The organism is Alteromonas sp. CH_MED4-4 (assembly GCF_037029575.1).
Taxonomy (GTDB): Bacteria; Pseudomonadota; Gammaproteobacteria; order Enterobacterales; family Alteromonadaceae; genus Alteromonas; species Alteromonas macleodii.
The window spans coordinates 30,981-55,146 of the sequence record NZ_JAYMEU010000015.1; the positions used below are offsets into that span (position 1 = coordinate 30,981).

Sequence of the window (24,166 nt, forward strand, 5' to 3'; positions counted from 1 at the left end):
GACTTTGTTGCAACTTTGCAAAGTTTTGTTAACTACTTTTGTTAACTTTTTTTACGTTTGAAGAAATTTTCATTCATTGTTTTACTTGTGAGTCAGGCTGAGTATGATCTGGGGTTTGATTCTTAATTGGGTCTACAGGCCCCAATCATTGCGATATAAATGAACCTTTTGAAGGAAAATGATGAACGATTACAACGCACCAGCGGATTTATTGCGCGATAAAGTTATTCTTATCACCGGGGCTGGCGATGGAATTGGTGCACAAGCCGCAAAAACGTATGCTGCACATGGCGCTATTTGTATTTTATTAGGCCGCACCGTGTCTAAACTTGAAGCTGTGTACGACGACATTGTCGCAGCAGGTGGTCAAGAACCCGCCATTGTTCCTCTAGATATCAAAGGCGCAACGCCCTCTCATTATCAGCAAATGACGCAAACCATAATTGACCAGTTTGGCCGATTAGATGGTGTTCTTCACAATGCAAGTATTTTAGGTCACCTTAGTGCATTTAAAGATATCGATGCGCAAGAATGGCAAGACGTGATGCAAATTAACCTAAATGGCATGGTTTTCATGACACAAGCGCTTATTCCCGCTCTAGAGAAGGCAGAAAGTGCATCGGTAATTTTCACCACCTCTAGCGTAGGCAGAAATGGTCGCGCATTTTGGGGAACGTACGCCGTATCAAAGTTCGCAACAGAAGGCGTTATGCAAACCCTTGCTGATGAATATCGAAATAAGTCACTGCGCTTTAACTGTATTAATCCAGGTGGTACCCGCACACAAATGCGCGCTCAAGCGTTTCCAGCAGAAAACCCTGAAACACTAAAAACACCTGAAGATATTATGCCTACGTATCTTTATCTTATGGGCGAAGACAGTAAGGGAACAACCGGACAGTCACTTGATTGCCAACCAAAGTAATTGACGAAAGCAATGTTCCATTAAACAAAAAAACCGCTTAAGCAGCACTTAAGCGGTTTTTTGTTTACAGCGCACAAATGGCTAAAAGCCAGTGCCTACTCGCCCATTTTGGCCCATGTATCTCGTAGACCTACTGTGCGGTTAAACACCGGCTTGTCGTCTGTGCTGTCTTTATCTACACAGAAGTAGCCAGTGCGTTCAAACTGCCATGCTCCTGCTTCAGGAACATTGTCTGTCAATCCGGCTTCTACCCAACCGTGTTTTACTTCCAATGAGTCAGGGTTAATCGCATCGGTAAAGTTTTCTTCCGCTGCTGGGTTAGGCACGTTAAACAAGCGGTCATAAAGCCTAAACTCCGCAGCCTGTGCTGTTGCTGCATCCACCCAATGAATAACACCTTTAACTTTGCGGCCATCAGCCGGATCTTTACCTAAAGTATCCGCGTCATAAGTACAGTAAACAGTAGTTACATTGCCGTTTTCATCTTTCTCAACGCGATTAGCTTTAACCACGTAGGCGTTGCGAAGACGAACTTCTTTATCAAGCACTAAGCGCTTGAACTTTTTATTCGCCGACTCTCGAAAGTCTTCTGCTTCTATATACACTTCGCGACTGAAGCCGATGTTACGCGTACCCATACTTTCATCGTTAGGATGATTTGGCGCAACCAGCGTTTCTGTCTGGCCTACCTCATAATTTTCGATAACGAGCTTTATTGGATCTAGTACAGCCATTGCGCGAGGAGCATTTGCATTTAGGTCGTCGCGTATGCACGCTTCTAGCATGGACATTTCAACCATGTTGTCCATCTTGGTCACACCAATGCGTTTACAAAACTCAACGATTGAACCCGGTGTGTAGCCGCGACGGCGTAAACCTGCGATGGTAGGCATGCGTGGGTCGTCCCAGCCATTTACATGGTTTTCGTCGACTAACTGAATAAGACGACGCTTACTTAATACCGTATATTCTAAATTAAGACGTGAAAACTCATACTGTCTCGGCGTGCAGTCGATAGAAATGTTCTCGATAACCCAATCATAAAGACGACGGTTATCCTGGAACTCTAGTGTACACAGGGAGTGCGTTATTCCCTCAATGGCGTCTGAAATACAATGTGTAAAATCGTACATTGGATACACGCACCATTTATCACCAGTTTGATGATGGTGAGCATGCTTAACGCGATAAATTACCGGGTCACGCATACACATAAATGGCGATGCCATATCAATTTTCGCACGCAGACTACACTCACCCTCTTTATATTCGCCTGCCGTCATTTTGGCAAACTCACTGAGGTTAGTTTCAACGTCTGTATCGCGATAAGGGCTATTTTGACCAGGCTCTTTAAGTGTGCCACGCATTTCGCGCATAACGTCTTGCGCTGAAAAATCTACATAGGCTAAGCCTTTTTCAATAAGTTCAACGGCGTATGCGTGTAGTTGGTCAAAGTAATTCGATGAATAGCGCGCTTCTCCGTCCCACGTAAATCCAAGCCATTGCACATCTTCCTTAATTGAATTAACAAAGGTAATGTCTTCTTTTGCAGGGTTGGTATCGTCAAAGCGTAAATTGCACGTACCTGTGTAGTCTTGAGCAATACCAAAATTCAAGCAGATAGACTTGGCGTGGCCAATGTGTAAGAAGCCATTCGGCTCTGGTGGAAACCGTGTTTTAATTGCGTCATGTAGACCACTAGACAGGTCTTTATCAATAATCTGACGGATAAAATTGGTCGGACGGTGTTCAGTCTCGGCCATTCGCTTGTTCCCCTTATGCACGTAATATTTCAAAATCTCGCTGAGTATAACACTCTCGCAATTACTTCAACCATGTTTTATTCAAAGAAGCCTGACAAGTGATTGAATTAAGAGCGATCTGCAAATACCTTCTAAACTAAATGCCGTTGTGACTTCCCAAATATAAATAAGCACTAACGAAATCGTAACTTTGCGTGGCATTTGAGCGACTGCGTCTCAAAATGCGCGCGTCATCAGAAAAATATGGTAATCTAAATTCGCGACAACAAGGTCGTAGCAGCAAATCGTGGTGTTTATGAAAGAAAAAGCAACCTCTTTTGACATTGCCCACTTGGCAGGTGTTTCGCAGTCGACGGTTTCGCGAGCGTTAAATAATAGCCCGCTAGTTAATCAAGAAACTAGAGATCGCGTTCAGCGTATTGCCCGGGAACTCAATTACAAAGTGGATAAAAACGCAAGTAACTTGAGAAAGCAAAAGAGCAGTACAATTGCCCTTCTCTTGTTTGAAGACCCTACGTCCGATGATTCGATGATTAATCCGTTCTTCCTAGCGATGCTCGGCAGTATTACTCGAGCGTGTGCGCAAGCAAACTATGATCTGCTTGTGTCCTTCCAAAATTTAGATGATGACTGGCACGCAGAATATGAAGACTCAAATAAGGCTGACGGCATTATTCTATTAGGATATGGCGACTATACTGATTACCAAAACAAAGTCGCGCAACTTGAATCACAGGGCACCCACTTTGTTCGTTGGGGTGCGCCAGATGAAGCCCACCCAGGGGTTAGTATCGGTTGTGATAACTATCAAGGTGGCCAAAGCATAACGTCACATTTAATAGGCTTGGGTAAAACTTCCTTTGCGTTTATTGGCGACAACGGCGATCACGCCCCTGAATTCAAAGCGCGTTTTAACGGTTATTTTGAAACCCTTCATTCTCATGGGCTCGATCAGTCAAGTGTTCAACGCAATGCTATTTCGACTGAGGACGCGGGGTCAGAAGCGGTGAAATCATTGCTCCAAAGTGGCGAACTTCCCCAAGCAATTGTCTGCGCATCAGACCTTATTGCAATGGGCGTGCTTAGAGCGCTGCGCCAGGCAAAGGTGAATGTGCCTGATGATGTAGCCGTGGTTGGCTATGACAATATTGCAGTTTCAGCCTACACCACGCCTTCGCTCACCACTGTTCAGCAAAATACCAAACTGGCGGGCGAGTTATTGGTAAACACCTTATTAAAAGCCATTAACAACGAAGACGTTCAGGATTATTTAATGCCTGCGGATATTATTATTAGACAGTCATGTGGCAGTGAGTAAGCGTGTGCAAATTACACGCTACAAACTAAACAAAAAGCCCCGGGCGTTAGACAACCACGGGGCTTTTTTATTGTGCGCTAAACACGTTTTATTGGCGGGCCAACTGATGCTTAATTAGAGCAAGTAATGCACTGTTACTTACTTTACCATCGCGCACCCATACCTGAACGCCATTGGGCTTAACCGTTGCGGTTAACGCATCACCGAGTTCTACCGTTTGCGTTTCTCCTGATAATTGTTCTGTCCATTCGCCCGATTGCATAAAGTCACTAACCTCAAAAGATTGTGCGGCATTACCCTTATTAAGTAATACAAGTGCTGTCTGCTGTGTTTCTGCAGTATCAACAACGCGATAAAACGCCGCTTGATGACCGTCAAGTTCAACGTTGACTTGAACACCGCGCTGCAGTGCTACCGTGTTTTTACGCACATTGGCAATCTTTGTAAGCGCCTGTTGAATAGGATGTGTCTTGGCTCGGTCTAGGCGCTCTTGGCCAACATAGTTACGATTGCCAGCATGTTCCGCCGTACCGCGCATGAAGCCAATTTCAGATCCCATGTATACAACCGGAATGCCTCTTACTGTAAACAACCAATTATGCGCATTAATAAAGCCTTCATCAGTGGCATTAATGCGCGCCATATCGTGGTTATCGTAGAACGTAGTTAATTCATACGGATTGTTATATGGCCCGTGCGTAAGATGAAGCACCGTTTCTAAGTCAGCAAAATCACTCTCTAGCGGCTTTTCAAATACATTCACCATGGCCTTTTGCATAGGAAAGTCTAATACACTGACGCCCCCATTTTTCGGTAACGTATGTTGGGCAATGTTGTTCGCCTCATAGTCAAATGCTTCGCCAAACATAAAAAAGTCAGGGTTTTGCTCGCGTATACGATCTGACGCTTCACGCCAAAACGCATGAGGCACATGCCTAATTGTATCTATTCTAAATGCATCAGCACCTTGAGAAATCCAATATAAATAGCTGTTGATGAGATAATCGCGTACGGCGGGGTTTTCGTCGTCTAGATTAGAAAGCTTTACTAAATCTGGATAGTTGTGAAAAAAGCTATGAAGTGGGTTGTTTTCAGGGTCAAGCTCTTCAGGCGCCAAGTTTTGATGATCAGCAACCAGATTTCCATCGCTGTCATATATTTCCCCGTAGCCAGGTAAGTCCTTCTCCATGGTGAAGCTTGGTGTGCCATGATTTGCCACAATATCAAACACGGACTTAAGGCCATGCTGACGCATTTTCGCCGTATAGTCACTAACGCTTAAATTGGCGCTGACCAAATGCTCGTCAGCTTTATAGAAATTAGTTGCCCAATAGCCGTGATAACCCGTTTTACCACCGTCTTTAAAGGCACCGCCATAAGTAATGGGTTCATCGCCGTTAAACGCATAGTCTGGGTTATCGTGGACAGGCGTCATCCATACTGCCGTGAACCCCATTTCTTTAATATAATCGGCGTTGTTTAAGATACCCTGTAAATCACCGCCCATGTAACCCACATAAGCTTTCTTACCTTCAGGACCTTCTAAGGGCAGTTGCCACGTAGGGTGATCGCCTCCCTGCTCTTCATGATTGTTCGAAGGGTCGCCATCTACAAAACGATCTGTCACAACAAAGTACACCGCTTCGCTAGCAAATGGCGTGTTAGTTCCCACGATAGCGTGGCTGTTTTCTTGTATATCGTTAGATGAAGGAACAGATGTACTCGAGCAGGCTGAGCAAAATAAACCAGCTAACGTTAATGCGATTGTTGTACGATTAAATGACATATTAAGCTCCCTGCGCTTCTTCAATCTCTTGCTTATCGGCCTCGTTCACGAAGAAAACTGAAACCGCACCAATTAACATAGAAACTCCGGCAACAACGATAATGTACTTTGCGTCGTTGTCGAAAACAGAACTTAGAATCCAGCCAGCACTTAGCCCCGATACAATTTGAGGGGCGGCAACGGTAAAGTTGAAGATACCCATATAAACACCCGTTTTATTTGCAGGTAACGCACCAGCTAACATAGCGTAAGGCATAGCAAGAATAGCAGCCCACGCAATACCTACGCCTACCATAGGGATTAAGAGCTTAACTGCGCCCAAAGGTACTGTTACTTCAGTAATCAGTAAGTTTACGTTGATCATCGTTAGGTCTTGGAATAACAAGAAGCTTACGTAGCTCAGGCCACCTAGCGCTAAAGACGAAGCGTAAACCGTTTTGCGACCAAACTTGTCAGCAAGTTTTGCCAAGAAAATAGAAAAAATAGCTGCAAATACCGAATACGCAGCAAATAGAATTCCTACCCAATCACCGGCGGCTCCTTTGGCCATGATGATGGTTTCAGGCACCATCGGGGCTGCAGCGATATAAGCTGGGTCAAACCACTGCTTATCTACATTCCATATATGTTGCGTAATAGCAGGTGTGGTATATACCCACATAATAAAGAGCGCAAACCACGAGAAAAACTGCACGACAGCAAGTTGTTTCATCGTCTTTGGCATATCTTTTACTAACGTAAAAAACTCACTTAAGCGTTGCCCTAGCGGTGCTTTAGGCGCTTTTTCATTTGCAGGCTGCTCTTCGGTAAGCCCTTTATAGCGGTTGTATTCATCTGGTGCGTATTCTTTGGTACGAACTACCGTCCAAATGACCGTACCAAGCAGTACTGTAGCGCCAATGTAGAAAGCCCAAACAACAGAAGGTGCAACCTCACCCATTTGTGCCGTATTTTCTAGGCCTACCACGTTGGTTAGAACGAACGGCAATATAGAGCCAATCACTGCGCCGATATTGATAAGAAGAGACTGAACTGAATAACCCACGTTTCGTTGTGACGCAGGCACCATGTCTGATACTAACGAGCGAAACGGCTGAAAACATACGTTAAACGACGCGTCCATCAGTGCAACCATTAACGCGCCCATTACCATAGGTGCCAAGAAGGCAACAAATATCGGCGCATTCGGCAGTAAAATCATACCCAATACTGCGGCGATTGCACCAGCAAGAATGAACGGGCGGCGTCGACCTAATCGATTCCACGTTCTATCAGATGCTGAGCCTACAATTGGTTGAACGATTAACCCCATGATTGGCGCGACCAGCCAAAATAGTGATAGCGAGTGAAGGTCTGCCCCTAAGTCTGAAAGGATCCGACTTACGTTTGCGTTTTGCAGTGCAAAACCGAATTGAACACCTAGAAAGCCAAAGCTGACGTTCCATATTTGCCAGAAAGAAAGGCGTGGTTGAGTTGCTTGCATACTTTGCTCTATTTATTGTTTTACTATAGTTAATACGATTACTGCACAATGAAAACACTAGCAGACATTGCTGGTAAGCTTAAGGTATCCGTCGTCTTAAAAGATGTCCCATCGCTAACTCGTGTTAACGTTTGGTGTGTGCTTAGCACCTCTGCATACTTGTTTAGAGGCAGGTCCACTGGCTTTTTATTTAAGATGACCAATATTTTATCAGACTGATTAGTATTTGATTTATCTGCACCACTGACTGAATCGACATTTGCCTCTCGAATATAGGCATAAACCCCATTCTCCGGTGCAAAATGCTTCAACAGGCCTTTAAACTGCAAAGGGTGTGATTTACGCAGTTGAAGTAAGCCCTTCACACGCTGCTGTGCCCAACGCTCATCATCCGTTAAACCGTGCCCGGTAAAAGCGTTTTTGTCATTGTCAGAAGGCCACCCGCCTGGAAAGTCAGAACGAATAATACCGTGGTCTTCACTGCCTTCGTTACCCATCAAAATTTCTGTACCGTAAAAAACTTGTGGAATACCGCGCGTAGTGAGCAATAGCGTCATAGCCATATTCCATTTGTCTTTATCATGACCGAGCTGAGTAAAAATGCGGCTCATATCGTGGTTATCAGGAAAGATGACCAAATTATTCGGGTCGCCGTACAAAAAGTCAGTAGCTAAGGTTTCGTATACAGAGATGAAGCCAGAATTCCAGCTTTCATCATTGCTCAACGCTTCAACGACTGCGGCTTGAAGCGGGAAATCCATAACCGATGGTAGAGCGCTATCGTAATCATCGTGGCGGTGGCTACCCGCCTGCCAATATGCCGTGATTGCGGGGTTAACTGACCACTCTTCCCCTACTATATTGAAATTCGGGTACTCGTCCATTATGCGGTTTGTCCATTGGCTCAAAAACGCCTTATCAGGATAGGAGTACGTATCCACACGTATTCCACTTAGCCCAGCGCTTTCAACCCACCAAATCGCGTTTTGAATAAGGTAGTTCGCTAAATGCGGATTGCGCTGATTCAAGTCCGGCATGGTTGGCACAAACCAACCATCGCTAAACCCTTTTATATCGCTTGCTATGGCGTGAGGGTCGTGAAGAGCTTCACGCTTGTGGGTTGTCCCTACAAATTTACCGTTGTTATTGATCCAGTCGTGTGACGGCGTATCTTTCATCCATAAATGATTACTGCCTATATGGTTAAGTACCATATCCATTATAATGCCAAGACCCTTTGATTTAGCTTCAGTACTTAATGCAATAAAATCGTCATTGGAACCAAATCTAGGGTCTATTTTGTAGTAATCCGTGGTGGAATAGCCATGATAACTGTATTTATCCATGGCATTTTCGAGCATGGGCATGGTCCATATTTGAGTAAAGCCCATATCCTGAATGTAGTTGAGGTTATCAACAATACCTTGAATGTCACCACCGTGGCGACCACCTTTGAATGAACGGTCTGCGGGATCGCCATAACCCTTAACATTATCATTTTCCTTATTACCATTGGCATATCTGTCGGGGGCAATAAGATAAATAGCATCTTGAGGCCCAAAGCCTTCGCGCGACGCTGAGCCTTGTGCTCTTTTTTCCAGGGTGTAAGTTAAATCACGGGTCGTACCATCGCTGTCAGTAAGCCTGATAACTAGTTCCTGGGCACTAACATTCGACGTGTCTAGCGTTACGAATAAATAGTTTTCACTATCAAGGGCTTGGCTATGCTTAACTCTTACATCGCCTTTCGCTATTGAAACAGTGTCATCGGCAACATCATCACCATAAAGCATCAATTCTGCATTACTGTTTTGCATACCAACCCACCAATTCGGCGGATAAACATTAATGCCACTGTTTGCAGATGATTGAACCGAGAACAAAGGAAATGTAGTGATACAGCTGAGGAGAAGCGGAATTGCGCGCTTTTGGATTTTTTTATGACCACTGTCATTAATTACACGATTACGTTTTGGCACATCAACCCCATGTTAAAAATACGTTAAGTACAAGATGGTGATGAGATACTACCTTGCCCGTCCGATCTGACCAACGCTCTGCATACGTATTCACGAAACACCATGTAAAAAAACATGGTGTTTCGCGTTAACTCAGCAGCATGTGATAAACCCTAATTAGAAGGCGAATACTTTAGTCTCAAGCCCTTCCAATGTGAACGAAGCGTTGTAGTAAATGCCCTCTTTTTCTAGTGTTATGCCTTCATGAGAAAGCATAGACGCTAGCGTGATCCGATCGCTATCTTCACCAAAAACATTTGAAGGAACAACAAGCTTCATTGCACCTGTAGGCTTATCGTTAAAATTAGCCACTACCACAAATCCGTGCTCACCTTGCGCGCGCACAAAAGCAAATTGCTGCTCAGTATAGGCTGAATCTTTCACATCAAGATTGAGCGCGTGCAGGCTTTGATATTCACCTGTAACTGCAGGGTTTGTGGCAGCAATAGCCATCACGTCTTGGTAAAATTGGTGAAGTGCTTTTTCATCTTCGGTAGATTTCCCTGCATCAAACTTACCGTCGTTCATAAAACGCTGATGGGCAGGAACACCTACATAATCGAAAATTGACGTACGTGTTGGATCTCCAAAACCTGTCTCTTCGCTACCGTCTTCACCCACATCTTGACCAAAGTACAACAGCGTAGGCGAACTGCTAATAAGCGCACTCACTGCGAGCGCGGGTTTACCTTTCTGGGCACTACCGGCAAAGTCGGGGCTGGCTATACGTTGTTCGTCGTGATTTTCTAAAAAATGAAGCATATGCGGGGCGATATCATTGATTTCATCATGAATAGTAACCAGTTTGCTTACTTCTCCACTCCCCTGCATAATCGTTTTTAATGTGTCGTAGAAACCCACCTTGTCGTAAAGGTAGTCCATTTTGCCTTGGTGGATATACTCGCGATACTTATCTGGTTGATAAACTTCCGCTAGCAAGAACGCATTGGGTGCCTTTTGTTTAATACTGCTATTTAGAAACGACCAAAACTCGACAGGCACCATTTCGGCCATATCGTAGCGGAAACCGTCGACACCTTTATCTATCCAATAATGTGCAATATCTCTGAATTTATACCACGAATCTGGTACGTCTTTTCCTTGCCAAAATGCGGCATGTTCTTCTAAAGACTTATCACTATACTCTTCAGGTAAAACTGGAAAGTCGTAAGTGCCGTCAGGCTTCACGCCATAGTTCACTTTTACGGTCTCGTACCAGTCGTTTATATCCGGTTTCGAAGCTCTAGCCCCGTTGCCTGTCCATTTTGCTGGAAACTCTTCGAACTTTCCGTCAGATAGTGGATGCTTTTCACCACCTAGAGGTTGATAGTTATCAGCTGTGGGCACTTGAAACGCTTCACCTACTACATAGTAAAAGTTGTTATCACGGGCGTATTCAACAGACGTGTCGTCGTGCGCGCCGAAATCACTTACACCTTCAGGTGCAGAAAGTGAATGGTAATCACGGGCGACATGATTAGGCACAATATCGATAATAACCTTCATTCCCGCTGCGTGAGTCCTGGCAATTAGCGCTTCAAATTCTTCTAAACGCTTGGCTGGATCATCGGCTAGGTCTGGATTAACGTTGTAGTAATCTTTAACTGCGTAGGGAGAGCCCGCTCTGCCTTTCACTACATCTGGGTCGTCGTTTGAAATACCAAAATCAGTGTAGTCATTAATCACCGCATGGTGCGGCACACCGGTATACCAGATATGACTGGTTCCCAAAGATTTTATGGCCTTTAGCGCTTCGGGAGTAAAATCACTAAACTTACCTACCCCATTGTGCTCAATTGTGCCCCAAGGCTGGTTATTTGTATTCGTGTTTCCAAATAAGCGAGTAAAAACTTGATAAACAACAGGTTTACCTTGCCTTTCAGCCGAATCGTTTAGCGTCGAACTTTCGCCGCTTTGACCAAATGGTTTCAGGCTAGCGTCTTTGGTCACCGGTTTTTGATTATTCACTGGAGAGGTCGGCCCTGTACACGCTGTTATTCCAATTGACAGCATAGCAATTGACAAGGGTTTAAGACAAAAACGAAATTGGAAATTTGGCATGGTAATCATTGTGATAAACGTAAATTATGCCAACAGGATACGCGTTAACTGGATGTTAAAAAACATGCATGCGTATTCAAACATAAAAAAACCGCCTGACGAGGCGGCTTAGTATTACAGATAGCATGGTGTCATGCTGCATGAGCTATGCGAAGAGGCTTTCGAGTATGCTCAATGGTGGGAACGGCCACATCGCCAATAGCTTGTAACGCACTATTTAGTTCTGAATGAATCTTTCTGTGAAAACCTTTTAAAGGTTTTGCTAAATCATCAAGCAGTACATGCGGTGACAATCTATATGGCATGCGTTTGCCATTGAATTCAATAGCTTCACCTACTGGATTAAAATGAATACCGAATGCCTTCATTCTTCTTGCTAACTTAGGCTCCATTAGCACATAGGCATGCTTAACGTTTAAATGAAGGCACACACTCGTTGCCATTAAGTACAGCGCAATTGAAAGATAAGGAAAATGCTCAACGTTAAATGGAACATTTTTCTTTTGTTTAACTTTTTCAATTTTTTCAGAGGGTAGGATTTTAGAGCGTAACTGTCGCACTCTAAATTCTCTCGGTATTGCAAGGCGAGAGATTTCACAGACGCTTTGTGGAGACAAGTTTGAAGGTAGCAATGCACCATCGCCAATTACTTCCGCACACTTTTCTTCTAATGGAAGTGCCAAGCCAGCTTCAGTTGGCAAGACCAACCTTATCGTGCCTGCACACTCTCCTGTTGGCAAATGCTTGATGTAGCAATTGATCGCGCGATCATCAAACTTGTCTTTTTCTAATGCAGTGGCATTCTTCTGCTCGAAGTTCATTTCTTCGCAATACACTTTGTGTCGCGTTTTATAACTCACCTGCTTTTCACTTTCTTCGTTAGCAATCACAAGTTCGTAACGGCTAAAGAAGAAATTAGAAATACTCTCTTCGAGTGAGAAACGACTAGGGAGTACCCTAGAAAATGTTTGTGGTAGTCGACTCAGTTTGTTAGACACGGCGCCATTAAACGCTCGAACTGCGCTCATTGTTCTCATCTTCAACGCAAAGCTCCCCTGATTTAATTTATTATTAGGCTTGTGGGTAACTTCCTGTTCGCAACGACAGCCTTAGTTATTTAATTACTATTTAATCTTAGATTTGTTATTCGTATCTCTACTTTGTCTGATAAGTGCATCCCCACTTACGTAATCAGACTTTGACAGACGGTCATACAGCAACACATTTGCTGTGGCCGCTAAATTCATGCATGAAAAAGTAGGAACGTAGACAACATGATCGCACCAAGACAAAACGTCTTCGCCAATACTGCCATCTTCAGGACCTAGCAAGTAAAACGCATTGCTCGGGTGCTCAAACAAAGGTAGTGGTGTAGCACCCTCTACCAGTTCAACCGCTACGACTGACGCACCTTCAGGCACTACTTCTTTTAAGTCGTCGACCCCAATGGTCGGAATGACTTTATGAAACGCTTTCGTATCCGCATTAAAATCTTTAGCAAATCGATAGCGCTGACCAGTATAAAAAACGCTGGCCACACCATAACAACCTGCAGCTCGCAGTATAGAAGCAACATTTACGGGATTTTTCGGGTTTATTAACCCAATTGACATTTTCTGATTCGCAATTTGCACGTTTGTATTTATTTTATTTTTTATTCAGCATTTGATATTGCCACGTTCTTTATCACGCTTCTAGACAGGTTAGCGTAAACTAACCTTAAGTATGATTAAATTTATCTAAAAAGCGGTAGACACAAAACTCGCGATTCAACTATGCCAATAAGCATTTCTGCCAATGAGCACTGGTCTCCTCTTGCTATCGAGAAGCACGTGATATTGCAAAGCGTGGTCGATTATAATTTCTATATTTTAATAACGTGTGACAGTTTGGTCTATTTACTCAATCCCTTTTTTAAGAAGGATTTAATGTTGAGATAAATGAACCACCTGAAATCTTCGCATCGTTAAAAAAACAGCGTTTATTGCCACCTGTTCAGCAAGATGTAGACCAATTTAATGAAAATATTGCACATTCCCTGCAAAGTTTACATAAGAATGCTTCATAAACTCGATAAAATTCATTTTTTTCAAAATGTTACTAAAATAGGAAATATGGCAACTTATGTTCAAACGGGAAGTCAACAGCGCTAGTTATAAGCGGTGTAAGGGAAATAGCGTTGCTAAATTCAACAATTCACGCTGTGTAAGACTGGTACTAGAAGTAAGAACCAGTAACTTAAGCTTAAACTGTTGCCAAATTGAAACAGGGTAAGATACTGAAAATTAGAGTTTTATTGGAGATAAAAAAAAGCTTGGAAAAAAAACCAAGCTATATAAGCCTTTTGTTGCGATTTGCATACAGGCTTTGTACAGAAAGAAGAAATCAGTCTGGTAGGGTAGCTATGCGCTTTTGCGCTGTCTTTCCACTGAATTCTCATAGCAATGTTTAAGATAGCGTCTTGCCATGCGCCGCCCTTGACCGTAGCCTCGCAATAACTTCTTCTTATCCATAGTTAAACGCTTAACGCAAAAAGCTTCATCAGGCGCTATCACACGGATTGTGCAGTCGTCGGGTGGATTATTGAGAAAAGCTAACGTTTCGTTATAAATGGCTGCACGCTGCAACATCTTATCGAGTAGCGCAGGCTGGTTGCCATACATCTTTTGCATTAGCCAAACAGACTTTACTTCTGGTTTTGTAAAACCTAACGGTTGAGAAAGAATAACCGTGATATCCTTCGCACCCATTTTGTATGCTTGGATAGCAGGTATTGCATCTGCCACTCCCCCGTCCAAGTATCGCGTACCATTTATTGAAATTTCGTCTCGGTATGCAGTTGGCAACGCACAGGAAGCTACCATTAAATCATCAACATTATCTTTGGTGGCTTGTATATATTCACATTCACCTGACTCTGCATTAGTAATCCCAACATACAGTGGCATGCTGCTTTTTTCACCTGGTGCAGGAATATTCATGGACTGTTTAGAGTGATGCCATAGCCAATGAACATCTGTCATGTGCCCACCTTTTATGAAACGAAGCGGGCTAAAAAACTCCCTCTTTGTGGCGTATTGCGTGATGATGGTTTTACTAAGCCCATGCATTTTCGATACGTAGGTTGAAAGATTAGTTGCGCCAGCTGAAACACCAATCGCGAAGTCGAACGAATGGTAGTCATGCTCCATGAATTTGTCTAACACGCCTGCTGCAAAAACTCCGCGCATAGCGCCACCTTCAACAACGAGTGCACGTTTCATTTTCATCTCCTTTTGAATAAATTCAACCACTCTGGTACGACCACTATTTTCTTGGTGATACTACTAGAGAATCAAGAGATATGCCAAAAACAAAAAACCGCGAACTACGTCGCGGTTTTTAAATCTTGGTTTATTAGAAATTTACCAAGTTAGCATCTGTTCGGTCTTACTTTTTCGTAACCGTTAACGTAGGTGCATTTCCATCAGGGCCAGATACCTTAAACTCGTATAGACCAGACTCTGCAACTTCAATCATTAGATTATTGTTACTTGCGCCAAGTGTTTTCGGCTCGCTAGGCGTTACTACGTTGCTTGCTGCATCGTTCGGGTTGCCAAGGTTTACTGTCGACCAGTCTTCAGAAGCGACTTTGAATTCAATACTACCTGCGCTCAACTCAATGTCTGCGGTATAAACACCTTCTCCTTGATACTCAAACATATCGACCGCTCCCCAGCCGTTCATACCACCACGGATATAAACTTGATTGTCGCCCCAAAACGCTTCTTTAAATACACCAATGGTTGGCGCATTTAAATCAGTGACATTGAATACGAACACATAGCGGTCTGCGGTTTCAATGTTCAAAATAAGATTGTCGTTAGTGGCGGCGAGTCCCAGTGTCTGACCAGGCGCAAGGTTGCGATCTGAATCATCGGCTGATATCGCACCGAAGTTCACGGTACTCCAATCTTCTGAAGAAACCTTAAACTCGTAAGTCCCTGGCTCAACATCACGAGAGAAAGTGTAAATACGTCCGCCTTGGTACGCAAACTCCTCTGCCGTACCCCAGTCGTTCATTGCACCACGAAGATACACTGGTGTGCCAACATAGGGCTCTTCGTTCTCAACCTTAAGGATTGGTGCTTCGCTATCAGTCGCATCAATAGTAAACAGATAGGTCGCGCTCGTCGCTGGTGTAAATGAAAGGTTGGTATTAGTACGTGCAAGAACCTTTTCTTCGCCCGCTATCACTGTACCTTCTTCACCATCCGCTGCGCCAAAGTTCACTGTACTCCAATCTTCAGATGCGAATTTGAATCCATATGTAACGCCACCTTCAAGTATAGCTATTACGGTGTACTTACCGTCACCCTGATAGGTAAATGCATCATCCGTTGACCAACCATTCATATCTCCACGCAGGTAAGCGATGGTGTCGCCGTAAGGAACAACATCAGGCGCACCAGACGTGGCATACGCTGATAGACCATAACCTTGCGCTCCAGACTGTGGTTTTACGAACACAGCAATAGTTAGTGCAGGAACGGTAAAGGTTCCATTACCATCTTCACCTTCTACAAATGTGGCGCCGCGTACCGCTGCATCGACAGAATTCATTTGTGTGGCGTGAAGCGAAAAGCCTGTTGCTGTGTTTACCGTGATAGACTTATCTTCATACCCTGTATTCACTAGCACCATAACCGCATCATTCATTATGTCTAAATCTTGGCGAGGTACTTCGCTGTTTTCAGATATGCCGTCATCAATACTCATCGCTATAAGACCACGCTGCTGGCGTTCACCAATATTGTGGAAACCTATACGGTCGATGATGTCTTCAGCGGTGGTTAATCTAAACAGCGGACTTGTCATTCGAATATTAAGCAATTCTGCAAACACATCAGAGGCAAACATAATATCTGCCATTGAGGCCGTGCGATTTGGATTGTAAATGAATTCACCCATTTCTTCCCAACGGGCTTCGTTGTCTTGTGCCAACGGTAAACCTACGTTCCAGTTGTTCGTTTCGTAGGTGAAGTCGACGTAGTTAAACCAGTCGCCCGCATCATAGGTATTTCTATCCATTGATTTTGAGCGAAGCATGTCGCCGCCCATTTGTAAAAATGGAATACCTTGAGACACAAGATTAATACCCATTGCCACATTTTGGGCACGAACCCGCTGTTCTAGAGTAATATCTTGTGGAAGCGTGTAGTTTAACTGATCCCACAGTGTTTCATTATCGTGCTTCGACACGTAGTTAATGATATCCGCAGGATCTTCTGCATAGCCGCCTAAGTTACTGGTAGCGCCTGCACTTCCTGAAGACGTCTCCAAAACATAGTCTTTTAACGTTCCGATCATGCCCATTTTTACACGGTCTTGCGCGCTTAATAGCCCTTCATCTTCCGGCCTAAAGATAGCGCCCTGGCGAATAGCTTCGCGAATACGGTCGTTATAGGTACCAATCTCAGTACCGGCCATATTGAGCTGGCTCGCTTGCTCGTAACCGCGGTCTATTTTAGTCCAGCCTTCACCGTAGAAATAGTTGTCAGCATCGATAGCTTGGACTGCATCACGCAAGCGTACCATAGTGTCTTTTGTAGCTTGGCTCATGATGTCGAAACGGAATGAATCATACTTATAATGCTCAGTCCACATCAGCAGCGAATCTTCCATGAACTTTTCCATCATGACATTGCGAGGCTCTGTGTCATCACAGCACGTTTCACGAACAATCGCACCCGTATCCACTTCATAACGGTGATAGTAGCCCGGTACCGCTTTGTCTAATACTGACTTACTGAAAACACCAGACGCATTGGTATGGTTATAGACTACATCAAGTGCAACACGTAGCCCCATCTCGTGAAGTGCTTGGATCATGGCGCGCATTTCTACAATGCGTTCTACTCCCTCTGCACTCGACGCATAGCTGCCTTCCGGCGCGTTAAAGTGATGAGGATCATAGCCCCAGTTGAATGTATCTAGATTGCGTAAATCATTAGTAAGCTGCTGGGCTTTACCCGCTTGAGATAAAGGATCGTAACCGTTATAAACGTCAATTAGCAATGCATCAGCGCTTTCTTCTTCACATACCGCAGCACTGCTATTTAAGCGACACAGTTTGCCTACCGTATCGTATAAATCTACCGTTTTTGTTGGATCCTCATCGATGGTTGCAATGTCATTTGCTGGAAGTATATGGAAGTAAGTAAGCCCTGCATCAACAAGCTTTTTAAGGTGCTCAACCGGTGCTGTGCCCTCTTCAGTAAAGGCAAGGTATTTACCTCGATTTTCTTCAGAAGTAGACATATCACGCACACTGAAATCACGAATGTGACCTTGGTAAATAACTGCGTCTTCGTAATTTTCAACCGTAGGGATGGTGTGAGAATCCCACCCTTCAGGTTTTAAATCATCATCAGCTAGATTTACGAAGCGAGAGAAACGGCCGTTTGTGCTTAGTGACACAGAATATGGGTCTGTAACAAGCAGCGTTTCTACATTCCCCGAAATAGGGTGATAGACGGTAACTTCATAACGGTAAAGCTGACGGTCAAGGGACATATCGCCTTCATGACGCCAGACACCAGACGTATCATCGCGAACCATATCAATACGTTGGCTTAATGTCTTGTTGTCGTTATAAATCAGAAGATCAACATTTGAAGCAGTAGGCGCCCACAATGCGGCAGTAATACCTGTATCAGAGTAGATACCACCAAGTTGAGCTTCGTCGGCATCGTCTTCACCGAGCGTATATAGTGCGTCTATTCCGTTAGCCAGTTGGATCCCGGTCGCAACAACAAGCGCACCGTCAGCATCGTAACCCCCTACTACGGCTTGTGTCGTCAACACGGTTTTAGCATCTTCAACCGACCAGTCGCCTTCCCAAGCCTGCATAGCAGATAAGTGCGGCGCACGGGCAGATTGCTCTTCGGTAAGTGTTGTACTCATTAACGTTACTTGAGTACCGTTAATACCCTCTTCCAGCGTACTCTCTAAGTCAGCCTGTGCTGAATAGTGAAGTTTCACCTCTGAAACGGTTTCAGGTACGTCCCATAAAATAGTGTTGGCATCTAACCAATGCGCGCCAAAACCCTCGATATCAACAGGCTGAGGACCAAGAGACATGATAGGAAACTCGAATATGGTTGCCTCGCCAGAGAGGGTAAAATTCATGCGTACAAATGTTTCATCATCTTGTACTAAAGAACCCTGGAAGTTTCCGCCCCCCATTTCTTTTCCGGCATCGTCAGTGCCTTTGTGGATGATGAAATTGTGACAGCTCCCATACCCTTCTTTAAGGTCTAGAATCCAATACGCACCATAGTTAGGATCGATACCGCTATGAATGCGACCGTTGGCCCAATCCGTGTCTGCGTCAGCATAAGCATCACACTCGTCATTGTTCCAAGTATGTAGTCTCCAGCCTTCATAAGCTGCATCGTTACTTGAGTTATCAGCGTCAACAGCAGCCCGATTATAATAAAGTACAGCTTGATTAGATGAAGGGGTAAATACAGGTGCAGGTAAACTTGGATCAGCACCGGCTTCACATGCATCGTTCGCTTCATTAGGTACGAGCGGCGCATCGCATTGAATAGGTGGTGGCGGTTCACAAGCCGTACCGGTTGAATTAGGTACATTTGGCACCTCACAGGTAAGCAGATCGTTCGTGCCCGACTCTACGCCCGAGCCACCGCAACCTGCAAGTGTATATGCGCCTACTACGAGTAACGCAGCGCGCACTACTCTTTTTTTAGTAAACATAGAATTCTCCTGAATTTTTTCGCTACTTTTGGCAACCGAATATTCCTTCGTGTTGCTAAATAAATTACCTAAGATGCTGTTTTTCATAGTTGATATGTCATCCCTAGGTAATATTGCGTACCAAAGTATTGGATAGTGCCGGTTTGCTCTTCTGATGAGAAATAGCTCTTCGTTGGCTCGTCTGTTAGGTTGTTAACTTGAAATAGTACGCTCCAATTGTCGTTAATCTCGTACGACGCTTGGTAATCAATAACCAATTCTTCATCAAAATTAACCACCTGATCGTTTACCGCTACTTGCTGCGAAACAAATGCGTCGCGATATCGGCTAGACAAGCGAGTTTCAAAACCTTCGTATTCCCAAAACACGGTTAGCGTAGCAACGTTTTCAGAAAGACCTGGTAAGTTAGCGGCATACACGTCATCACCTAGCGTGCGTTGAATTTCACTTTCGGTGTAAGAGTAACTTGCGCTAACGCCTAAGCCTGACCACATACCAGGCAGCATGCTATAAATTTGCGTATAGGCGATTTCTAAACCGCGAATATAGCCACCTTCGGCATTGTTTACGGCTGTGCTGTAGCTACCATTTTCAGTAGGGACGGTAATAAAGATGGGGTCGCCATTTTCATCAAGCGCTAGTTCGGCTTCCTGTCCTGCAAACTCTGGCGTCAAGTAAACCGGCACACTTACGTTATCAGGAATTACAATGCCGTTTGCTTCAAAATCATAAGGCTCTATTTCAATGTCTTCTACGAACGATTCAATGTCTTTATAAAAGCCAGCGACAACTAATGCACCTTCCGTATCTGAGAAATAATACTCCCACGAAACGTCGTATTGAGTTGCATAGAACGGCTCTAGATAGGGGCTGTTGCGGGCGTTACCGCTAACCCTCGCCGTAGGGTTTGAAAGCGTAATTTCGCCCGAATCTCTGTCTTGGAAAGCAGTAACCGGTTCAATAGTCGTTGACGCATTCGCGGCAAAACGGTTTATCGGCGCTCTACCCATCACCTTTGCGGCGGCTACACGAAGTTGTGTGTCGTCTGTAAGTTTAAAGTTGAGGTTAATTGAAGGTAAAACGTCAGAATATTCGTGACTTATCAACGCTGGGCGATAAAAGTTATTGATTAACCCTACGTCGTCGGTAATGTTTTGTGCTCCAGCCGTAGGATCACTAACTTCAACCGATGTTCCGGTCTCTAAATCTTCAATAAACCGAGTAGCACGCTGTAGCGTCGTTGAACTCTGTTTACTTTTAACGTAACGAACACCAACATTACCTGTAACAGGAATACTGCCAATTTCTGTATTAATGTTTGCCATCAAGTAAGCAGAATTCACAGTTTCAAATACATCCCCACTTTCTTGTAGTGTCCATGCTGTTGAAGCAGTGCCTGTTTCTGGAGCGTTAATTACACCGGCAGCACCTGGCCCCCACGTTTGAACAGGCTGTGGCCTACCGTTTGGAAACCAAGCATTAAGTGCACTGTCTAGATCAACGGAAAGATAACTTGGAAAATAACCAAAATCACCGCTCCAATTTACCTCTTCGACCATATCAGAAGTTAACTGAAGTGGCGGTTCGCTGACTGAAAATGCACTGTCATTGCCGTATTCAAACACAGAGCGGTCATTGTTATATTCCCGGTCTGAATAACGATAGCCAAATTCAAAGCCTGAAATGATTGGCACATCGACATAATATTGGAAGTCTACGCGATAGGCGTCTAACTCATCTTTGTTTTCATACGGATAAATGCCGTATTTACTTACCATTACACGGTCTAAGTCTGTAAAAGCATCACTTTGATTAAAACCGATATCAGGTAAGTTTAGTCCGTTGAGCAAATAAGAAATTTGAACGTTTTCGTCGAACACGGGGTTTGCCACTGTCGCGTCTTCGTCAACAAGCGACCACAGTAAACCGTTTCTGAAGTCGCTTTCAGCACTTGAACGGGAGACGTCAAACTGAACCGCTAAATCTGGCGATATCTCCCAATTAGCATTCACGCCTAAGTTGGTAACACTGTCGAAATCTTGATTGTCGTCGTTTACCAACTCAACACGGGTAAAGCTATTGTCTGTACGAGAAAATGTGCCGCCAATTACGCTCCTGTTAACTACAACAGGGTTAGTTATACCGGCATTTATTCCGCCTAGCTTAACGCGAAAGCCACGGGCAAAGGCTTCGGAATCAAATTTAGAAATGAAAGCATCAGCTTTAAGTGTAAAGGTATCGATAGGTGCCCATTCAAACGCCGCAACGTAACCATCACGAGTCTCTTCCCCGCCCTTGTGCTGCATTTCAAAACCCTCTGAAATGAGTTCACAGTTAGGCGCTATTTCCTCTTCGGTACACTCAGAATTTGTGTAAATCCCGTCTACGTCCGTTACACCATTGTAGGCAAGACCAATGAATTGAGTCGAAACACTCGGTTGGAATAAACGAGCATAACCTAGTGATACACCTAGCGTATCATCAAGGAATTTACCTTGATATGAAAAACTCAGTCTATGTCCATACTCTGTAGCATCACTCACCTCTGACGCTCTATCGTTGTACATGCCACGCATGTTGGCGCTGAATTTATGCTGCTCTTCAATGGCAAGTGGTGATGCAGTTTTAAGTTCTACCGTACCCGCTATCCCCCCCTCAATAAGCGATGCCTTGGGAGATTTATAAACCGCCGCCTCACTAATAAGCTCTGAAGGATACTGATCAAACTCAATTGCCCGGCTTCCGCTGGTCGATACCTGCTCTCTACCGTTTAATGTAGAAAACACAAAGTCACCGGATAGACCACGAATGTTTATCTGCGCGGCTTGCCCCCCGGTTCTTACCGCAGAGATACCCGGCAAGCGGGTCAGTGCATCCGCCATCGACACATCGGGAAGTCCGCCCAAATCGTCTGCAGATATTTGTTCAGAAACCGTATCGGAGAAGCGTTTCTGGTTTAGTGATTGGATCAAGCTGGTACTAAAACCACGTACTTCAATACGCTCTAGGGTATCTTCTTGTGGTCGTTCAACTTCGTCTATTGAGGTGTCTGGTGACTCTTGGGCATAAAGAGGAGCTGCGCTAAACGCGACCCCACTACTTATCAAGGCCGCCATGATAGTGCTGGGTTTGAATGTTTTCATTGGTGTCCCATTCCTTGTTTATTATCGACACTTTTAGGACTACCACACCCAAAAATGCCTCTTATGGTTCAACACCAAATACTACTGTTTTGTATAAAAAGGGAGCAATGCTATGCATACGTATTCATTTACATCGGCGCAACATATTTTTAATTTACCAGTAAAAAACCAGCATAATTGTAACAATTCATCCTTAAAAACGAACAAAGCAGCCTTTTGGCTGCTTTATCCTTTACCTGTTTAGTTAGCTAATGCGTTCGTTCGCAGCACTTCTAACCATATGAAATTATTCAACTCATTGCGCGCTTATACTTTGCAACCATCCCATTTATATACTCGTCATGTGTCGGCAACTTAGCAATAGGCTCTTTTTTGATTTCCAACAACCTTGTTAACATTTGATTTAACTGAACTTCAGGCACACTGTTTACCAAACCGTGATAATCCTTAGGAGTAATCCCCTGACCGTACAAGACCTGTAGCCATGAGCTTTCAAGGAATAGATCATTTTGTTCTCGTAGCAGATTTCCGCTTTCTTTAAACAACGCAATTTTATGTGCTAAGGAATCGGGCAAAGTAATATTTCGCATATCATTGAAAAAGGCGCTATCGGTTCGCTCATTTACGGTGTAATGCAAAACAAGAAAATCTCTGATTTGTTCAAACTCTAATTCAGACTGCTTGTTATATTCCGTTTCCAAGCTCGGTGCAAAGCCGTTGTGGGGAAACAGCTGAATTAAGCGAACAATTGCAGATTGAATGAGGTGAATACTAGTAGATTCAAGTGGCTCTAAGAATCCACTTGATAGACCTACTGCTACTACGTTTTTGTACCACTGCTTACGTCGTCTGCCCGTCGTAAACTTTATCAGTTTAGGGTCACCCAATGGTTTGGTATCTAAGTTTGACAACAAGGTGTCACAGGCCTGATCATCACTGATATAGCGTGAACTATATACGTGGCCATTACCATTTCTGTGTTGCAGTGGGATCCTCCATTGCCACCCCGCATCGTGGGCAATAGAGCGCGTGTAAGGCGCGGTTTTTTCATGTCGCTCAGACGGTACAGCAATGGCACTATCACAAGGAAGTAAGTGAGACCAATCGTCGTAACCAGCGCCCAGCGCTTCCTCTATCAATAGCCCCTTAAAGCCCGTGCAATCAACAAATAGGTCCCCTTCAACCACGTCCCCACTTTCTAAGTGAAGTGCTTGAATAAAACCGCTGTCGGTAAAACGTTGAACACGTGAAATTTTACCTTCTTTGCGTACAACCCCCATATTTTCGCTCAGCTTTCGTAAATACTGAGCGTATAAACTGGCGTCAAAATGATAGGCGAAAGGTAGCTCAACGACTGGGTCTTTGGCATTTATCTGCGCAAATCGTCCCGCTTCAGCGGCATGGTAATTTAGGTCAAAATCCCACAGGTCGTCTTTTAGGCCTTGCTGGCGCGCCTTTACCCAATAGTGATGAAAATGACAAAACGCCATGCTTTTGCCCGGCGCACCAAAGGTGTGATAGTAGCTTTCACCCTTCGTTTTCCAATTTTCGAACCGTATAGCAAGTTTTATCGTTGCTTTAGTATCATGAAGAAACTGTGCTTCGTCGATACCTAACACTTGGTTTACTAGGCGTATTGGGGGGATGGTAGCTTCGCCAACACCGACCGTACCAATCGCTTCAGATTCAACCAGAGTAATATCAACTGCTTTACCCAACACCTTTTTCATTAATGAGGCAGCTAACCAACCTGCCGTTCCACCGCCGGCAATCACTACACGCTTTATCGGTTTATTATGAGGATCTTGCATAAACTTCTCGCAATTCGTACCAAAAATTTTGAAGGGTTCCTTTCATACAAAAAGAAAAGCCACCATTTGCTCTCTCTTTTAGCACAAGCTAAAACAA

Annotated in this window: 13 protein-coding genes; 2 read left to right on the forward strand and 11 right to left on the reverse strand. The window is 44.2% G+C overall.

The genetic code is table 11. The features are described 5' to 3' along the window. Nucleotides 1–181 precede the first annotated feature (181 nt). A complete protein-coding gene (locus WA381_RS11900) occupies nucleotides 182–925 on the forward strand; it encodes a YciK family oxidoreductase (RefSeq protein WP_156087342.1) in 744 nt (247 codons plus the stop codon). Between the two features lie 95 nt (nucleotides 926–1,020). Here WA381_RS11900 and glnS read toward each other — a convergent pair whose 3' ends face one another. Then, nucleotides 1,021–2,688 (reverse strand): glutamine--tRNA ligase, encoded by a 1,668-nt coding sequence (gene glnS / locus WA381_RS11905; protein ID WP_156086424.1) that lies wholly within the window; start codon nucleotides 2,686–2,688, stop codon nucleotides 1,021–1,023. 295 nt (nucleotides 2,689–2,983) lie between these two features. Between glnS and WA381_RS11910 the strand changes: the two genes are divergently transcribed. Further along, complete coding sequence (locus tag WA381_RS11910) at nucleotides 2,984–4,006, forward strand: LacI family DNA-binding transcriptional regulator (protein ID WP_039227862.1); 1,023 nt, start codon at nucleotides 2,984–2,986, stop codon at nucleotides 4,004–4,006. A gap of 88 nt (nucleotides 4,007–4,094) precedes the next feature. On the opposite strand, the gene WA381_RS11915 is transcribed toward WA381_RS11910, so the two are convergent. The 10 genes from WA381_RS11915 to WA381_RS11960 all read right to left on the reverse strand — a co-directional run bounded on the left by WA381_RS11915 (nucleotide 4,095) and on the right by WA381_RS11960 (nucleotide 24,069). Then, complete coding sequence (locus WA381_RS11915) at nucleotides 4,095–5,792, reverse strand: alpha-amylase family glycosyl hydrolase (protein ID WP_156086423.1); 1,698 nt, start codon at nucleotides 5,790–5,792, stop codon at nucleotides 4,095–4,097. Nucleotide 5,793: 1 nt separating this feature from the next. Then, entirely contained in the window at nucleotides 5,794–7,275 is a 1,482-nt protein-coding gene (locus WA381_RS11920) for an MFS transporter (protein WP_156086422.1), read from the reverse strand. A gap of 38 nt (nucleotides 7,276–7,313) precedes the next feature. After that, nucleotides 7,314–9,254: a glycoside hydrolase family 13 protein gene (locus WA381_RS11925; RefSeq protein WP_156086421.1), complete on the reverse strand. Its 1,941-nt coding sequence runs from the start codon at nucleotides 9,252–9,254 to the stop codon at nucleotides 7,314–7,316. A 156-nt stretch (nucleotides 9,255–9,410) separates the two neighbouring features. Further along, complete coding sequence (locus WA381_RS11930) at nucleotides 9,411–11,363, reverse strand: alpha-amylase family protein (protein ID WP_156086420.1); 1,953 nt, start codon at nucleotides 11,361–11,363, stop codon at nucleotides 9,411–9,413. 122 nt (nucleotides 11,364–11,485) lie between these two features. Continuing rightward, nucleotides 11,486–12,382: a PEP-CTERM/exosortase system-associated acyltransferase gene (locus WA381_RS11935; protein WP_014949457.1), complete on the reverse strand. Its 897-nt coding sequence runs from the start codon at nucleotides 12,380–12,382 to the stop codon at nucleotides 11,486–11,488. A 96-nt stretch (nucleotides 12,383–12,478) separates the two neighbouring features. After that, nucleotides 12,479–12,967 carry an RNA methyltransferase gene (locus WA381_RS11940; RefSeq protein WP_207198495.1) on the reverse strand — a complete coding sequence of 163 codons (489 nt, stop codon included), beginning with the start codon at nucleotides 12,965–12,967 and terminating at the stop codon, nucleotides 12,479–12,481. 789 nt (nucleotides 12,968–13,756) lie between these two features. Beyond that, nucleotides 13,757–14,617, reverse strand: coding sequence for a patatin-like phospholipase family protein (locus WA381_RS11945; protein WP_014949455.1), 861 nt, complete (start codon nucleotides 14,615–14,617; stop codon nucleotides 13,757–13,759). 166 nt (nucleotides 14,618–14,783) lie between these two features. After that, a complete protein-coding gene (locus WA381_RS11950) occupies nucleotides 14,784–19,115 on the reverse strand; it encodes an alpha-1,6-glucosidase domain-containing protein (protein WP_197044406.1) in 4,332 nt (1,443 codons plus the stop codon). 83 nt (nucleotides 19,116–19,198) lie between these two features. After that, nucleotides 19,199–22,258, reverse strand: coding sequence for a TonB-dependent receptor (locus WA381_RS11955; protein WP_156086418.1), 3,060 nt, complete (start codon nucleotides 22,256–22,258; stop codon nucleotides 19,199–19,201). A 290-nt stretch (nucleotides 22,259–22,548) separates the two neighbouring features. Continuing rightward, complete coding sequence (locus tag WA381_RS11960) at nucleotides 22,549–24,069, reverse strand: tryptophan halogenase family protein (RefSeq protein WP_014949452.1); 1,521 nt, start codon at nucleotides 24,067–24,069, stop codon at nucleotides 22,549–22,551. Nucleotides 24,070–24,166: the final 97 nt, after the last annotated feature.

Bases quoted from the DNA above. Each gene is read 5' to 3' on its own strand.
- WA381_RS11900 (WP_156087342.1), top strand. From the start codon at position 182: ATGAACGATTACAACGCACCAGCGGATTTATTGCGCGATAAAGTTATT.
- glnS (WP_156086424.1), bottom strand. From the start codon at position 2,688: ATGGCCGAGACTGAACACCGTCCGACCAATTTTATCCGTCAGATTATT.
- WA381_RS11910 (WP_039227862.1), top strand. From the start codon at position 2,984: ATGAAAGAAAAAGCAACCTCTTTTGACATTGCCCACTTGGCAGGTGTT.
- WA381_RS11915 (WP_156086423.1), bottom strand. From the start codon at position 5,792: ATGTCATTTAATCGTACAACAATCGCATTAACGTTAGCTGGTTTATTT.
- WA381_RS11920 (WP_156086422.1), bottom strand. From the start codon at position 7,275: ATGCAAGCAACTCAACCACGCCTTTCTTTCTGGCAAATATGGAACGTC.
- WA381_RS11930 (WP_156086420.1), bottom strand. From the start codon at position 11,363: ATGATTACCATGCCAAATTTCCAATTTCGTTTTTGTCTTAAACCCTTG.
- WA381_RS11935 (WP_014949457.1), bottom strand. From the start codon at position 12,382: ATGAGCGCAGTTCGAGCGTTTAATGGCGCCGTGTCTAACAAACTGAGT.
- WA381_RS11940 (WP_207198495.1), bottom strand. From the start codon at position 12,967: ATGTCAATTGGGTTAATAAACCCGAAAAATCCCGTAAATGTTGCTTCT.
- WA381_RS11945 (WP_014949455.1), bottom strand. From the start codon at position 14,617: ATGAAACGTGCACTCGTTGTTGAAGGTGGCGCTATGCGCGGAGTTTTT.
- WA381_RS11950 (WP_197044406.1), bottom strand. From the start codon at position 19,115: ATGTTTACTAAAAAAAGAGTAGTGCGCGCTGCGTTACTCGTAGTAGGC.
- WA381_RS11955 (WP_156086418.1), bottom strand. From the start codon at position 22,258: ATGAAAACATTCAAACCCAGCACTATCATGGCGGCCTTGATAAGTAGT.
- WA381_RS11960 (WP_014949452.1), bottom strand. From the start codon at position 24,069: ATGCAAGATCCTCATAATAAACCGATAAAGCGTGTAGTGATTGCCGGC.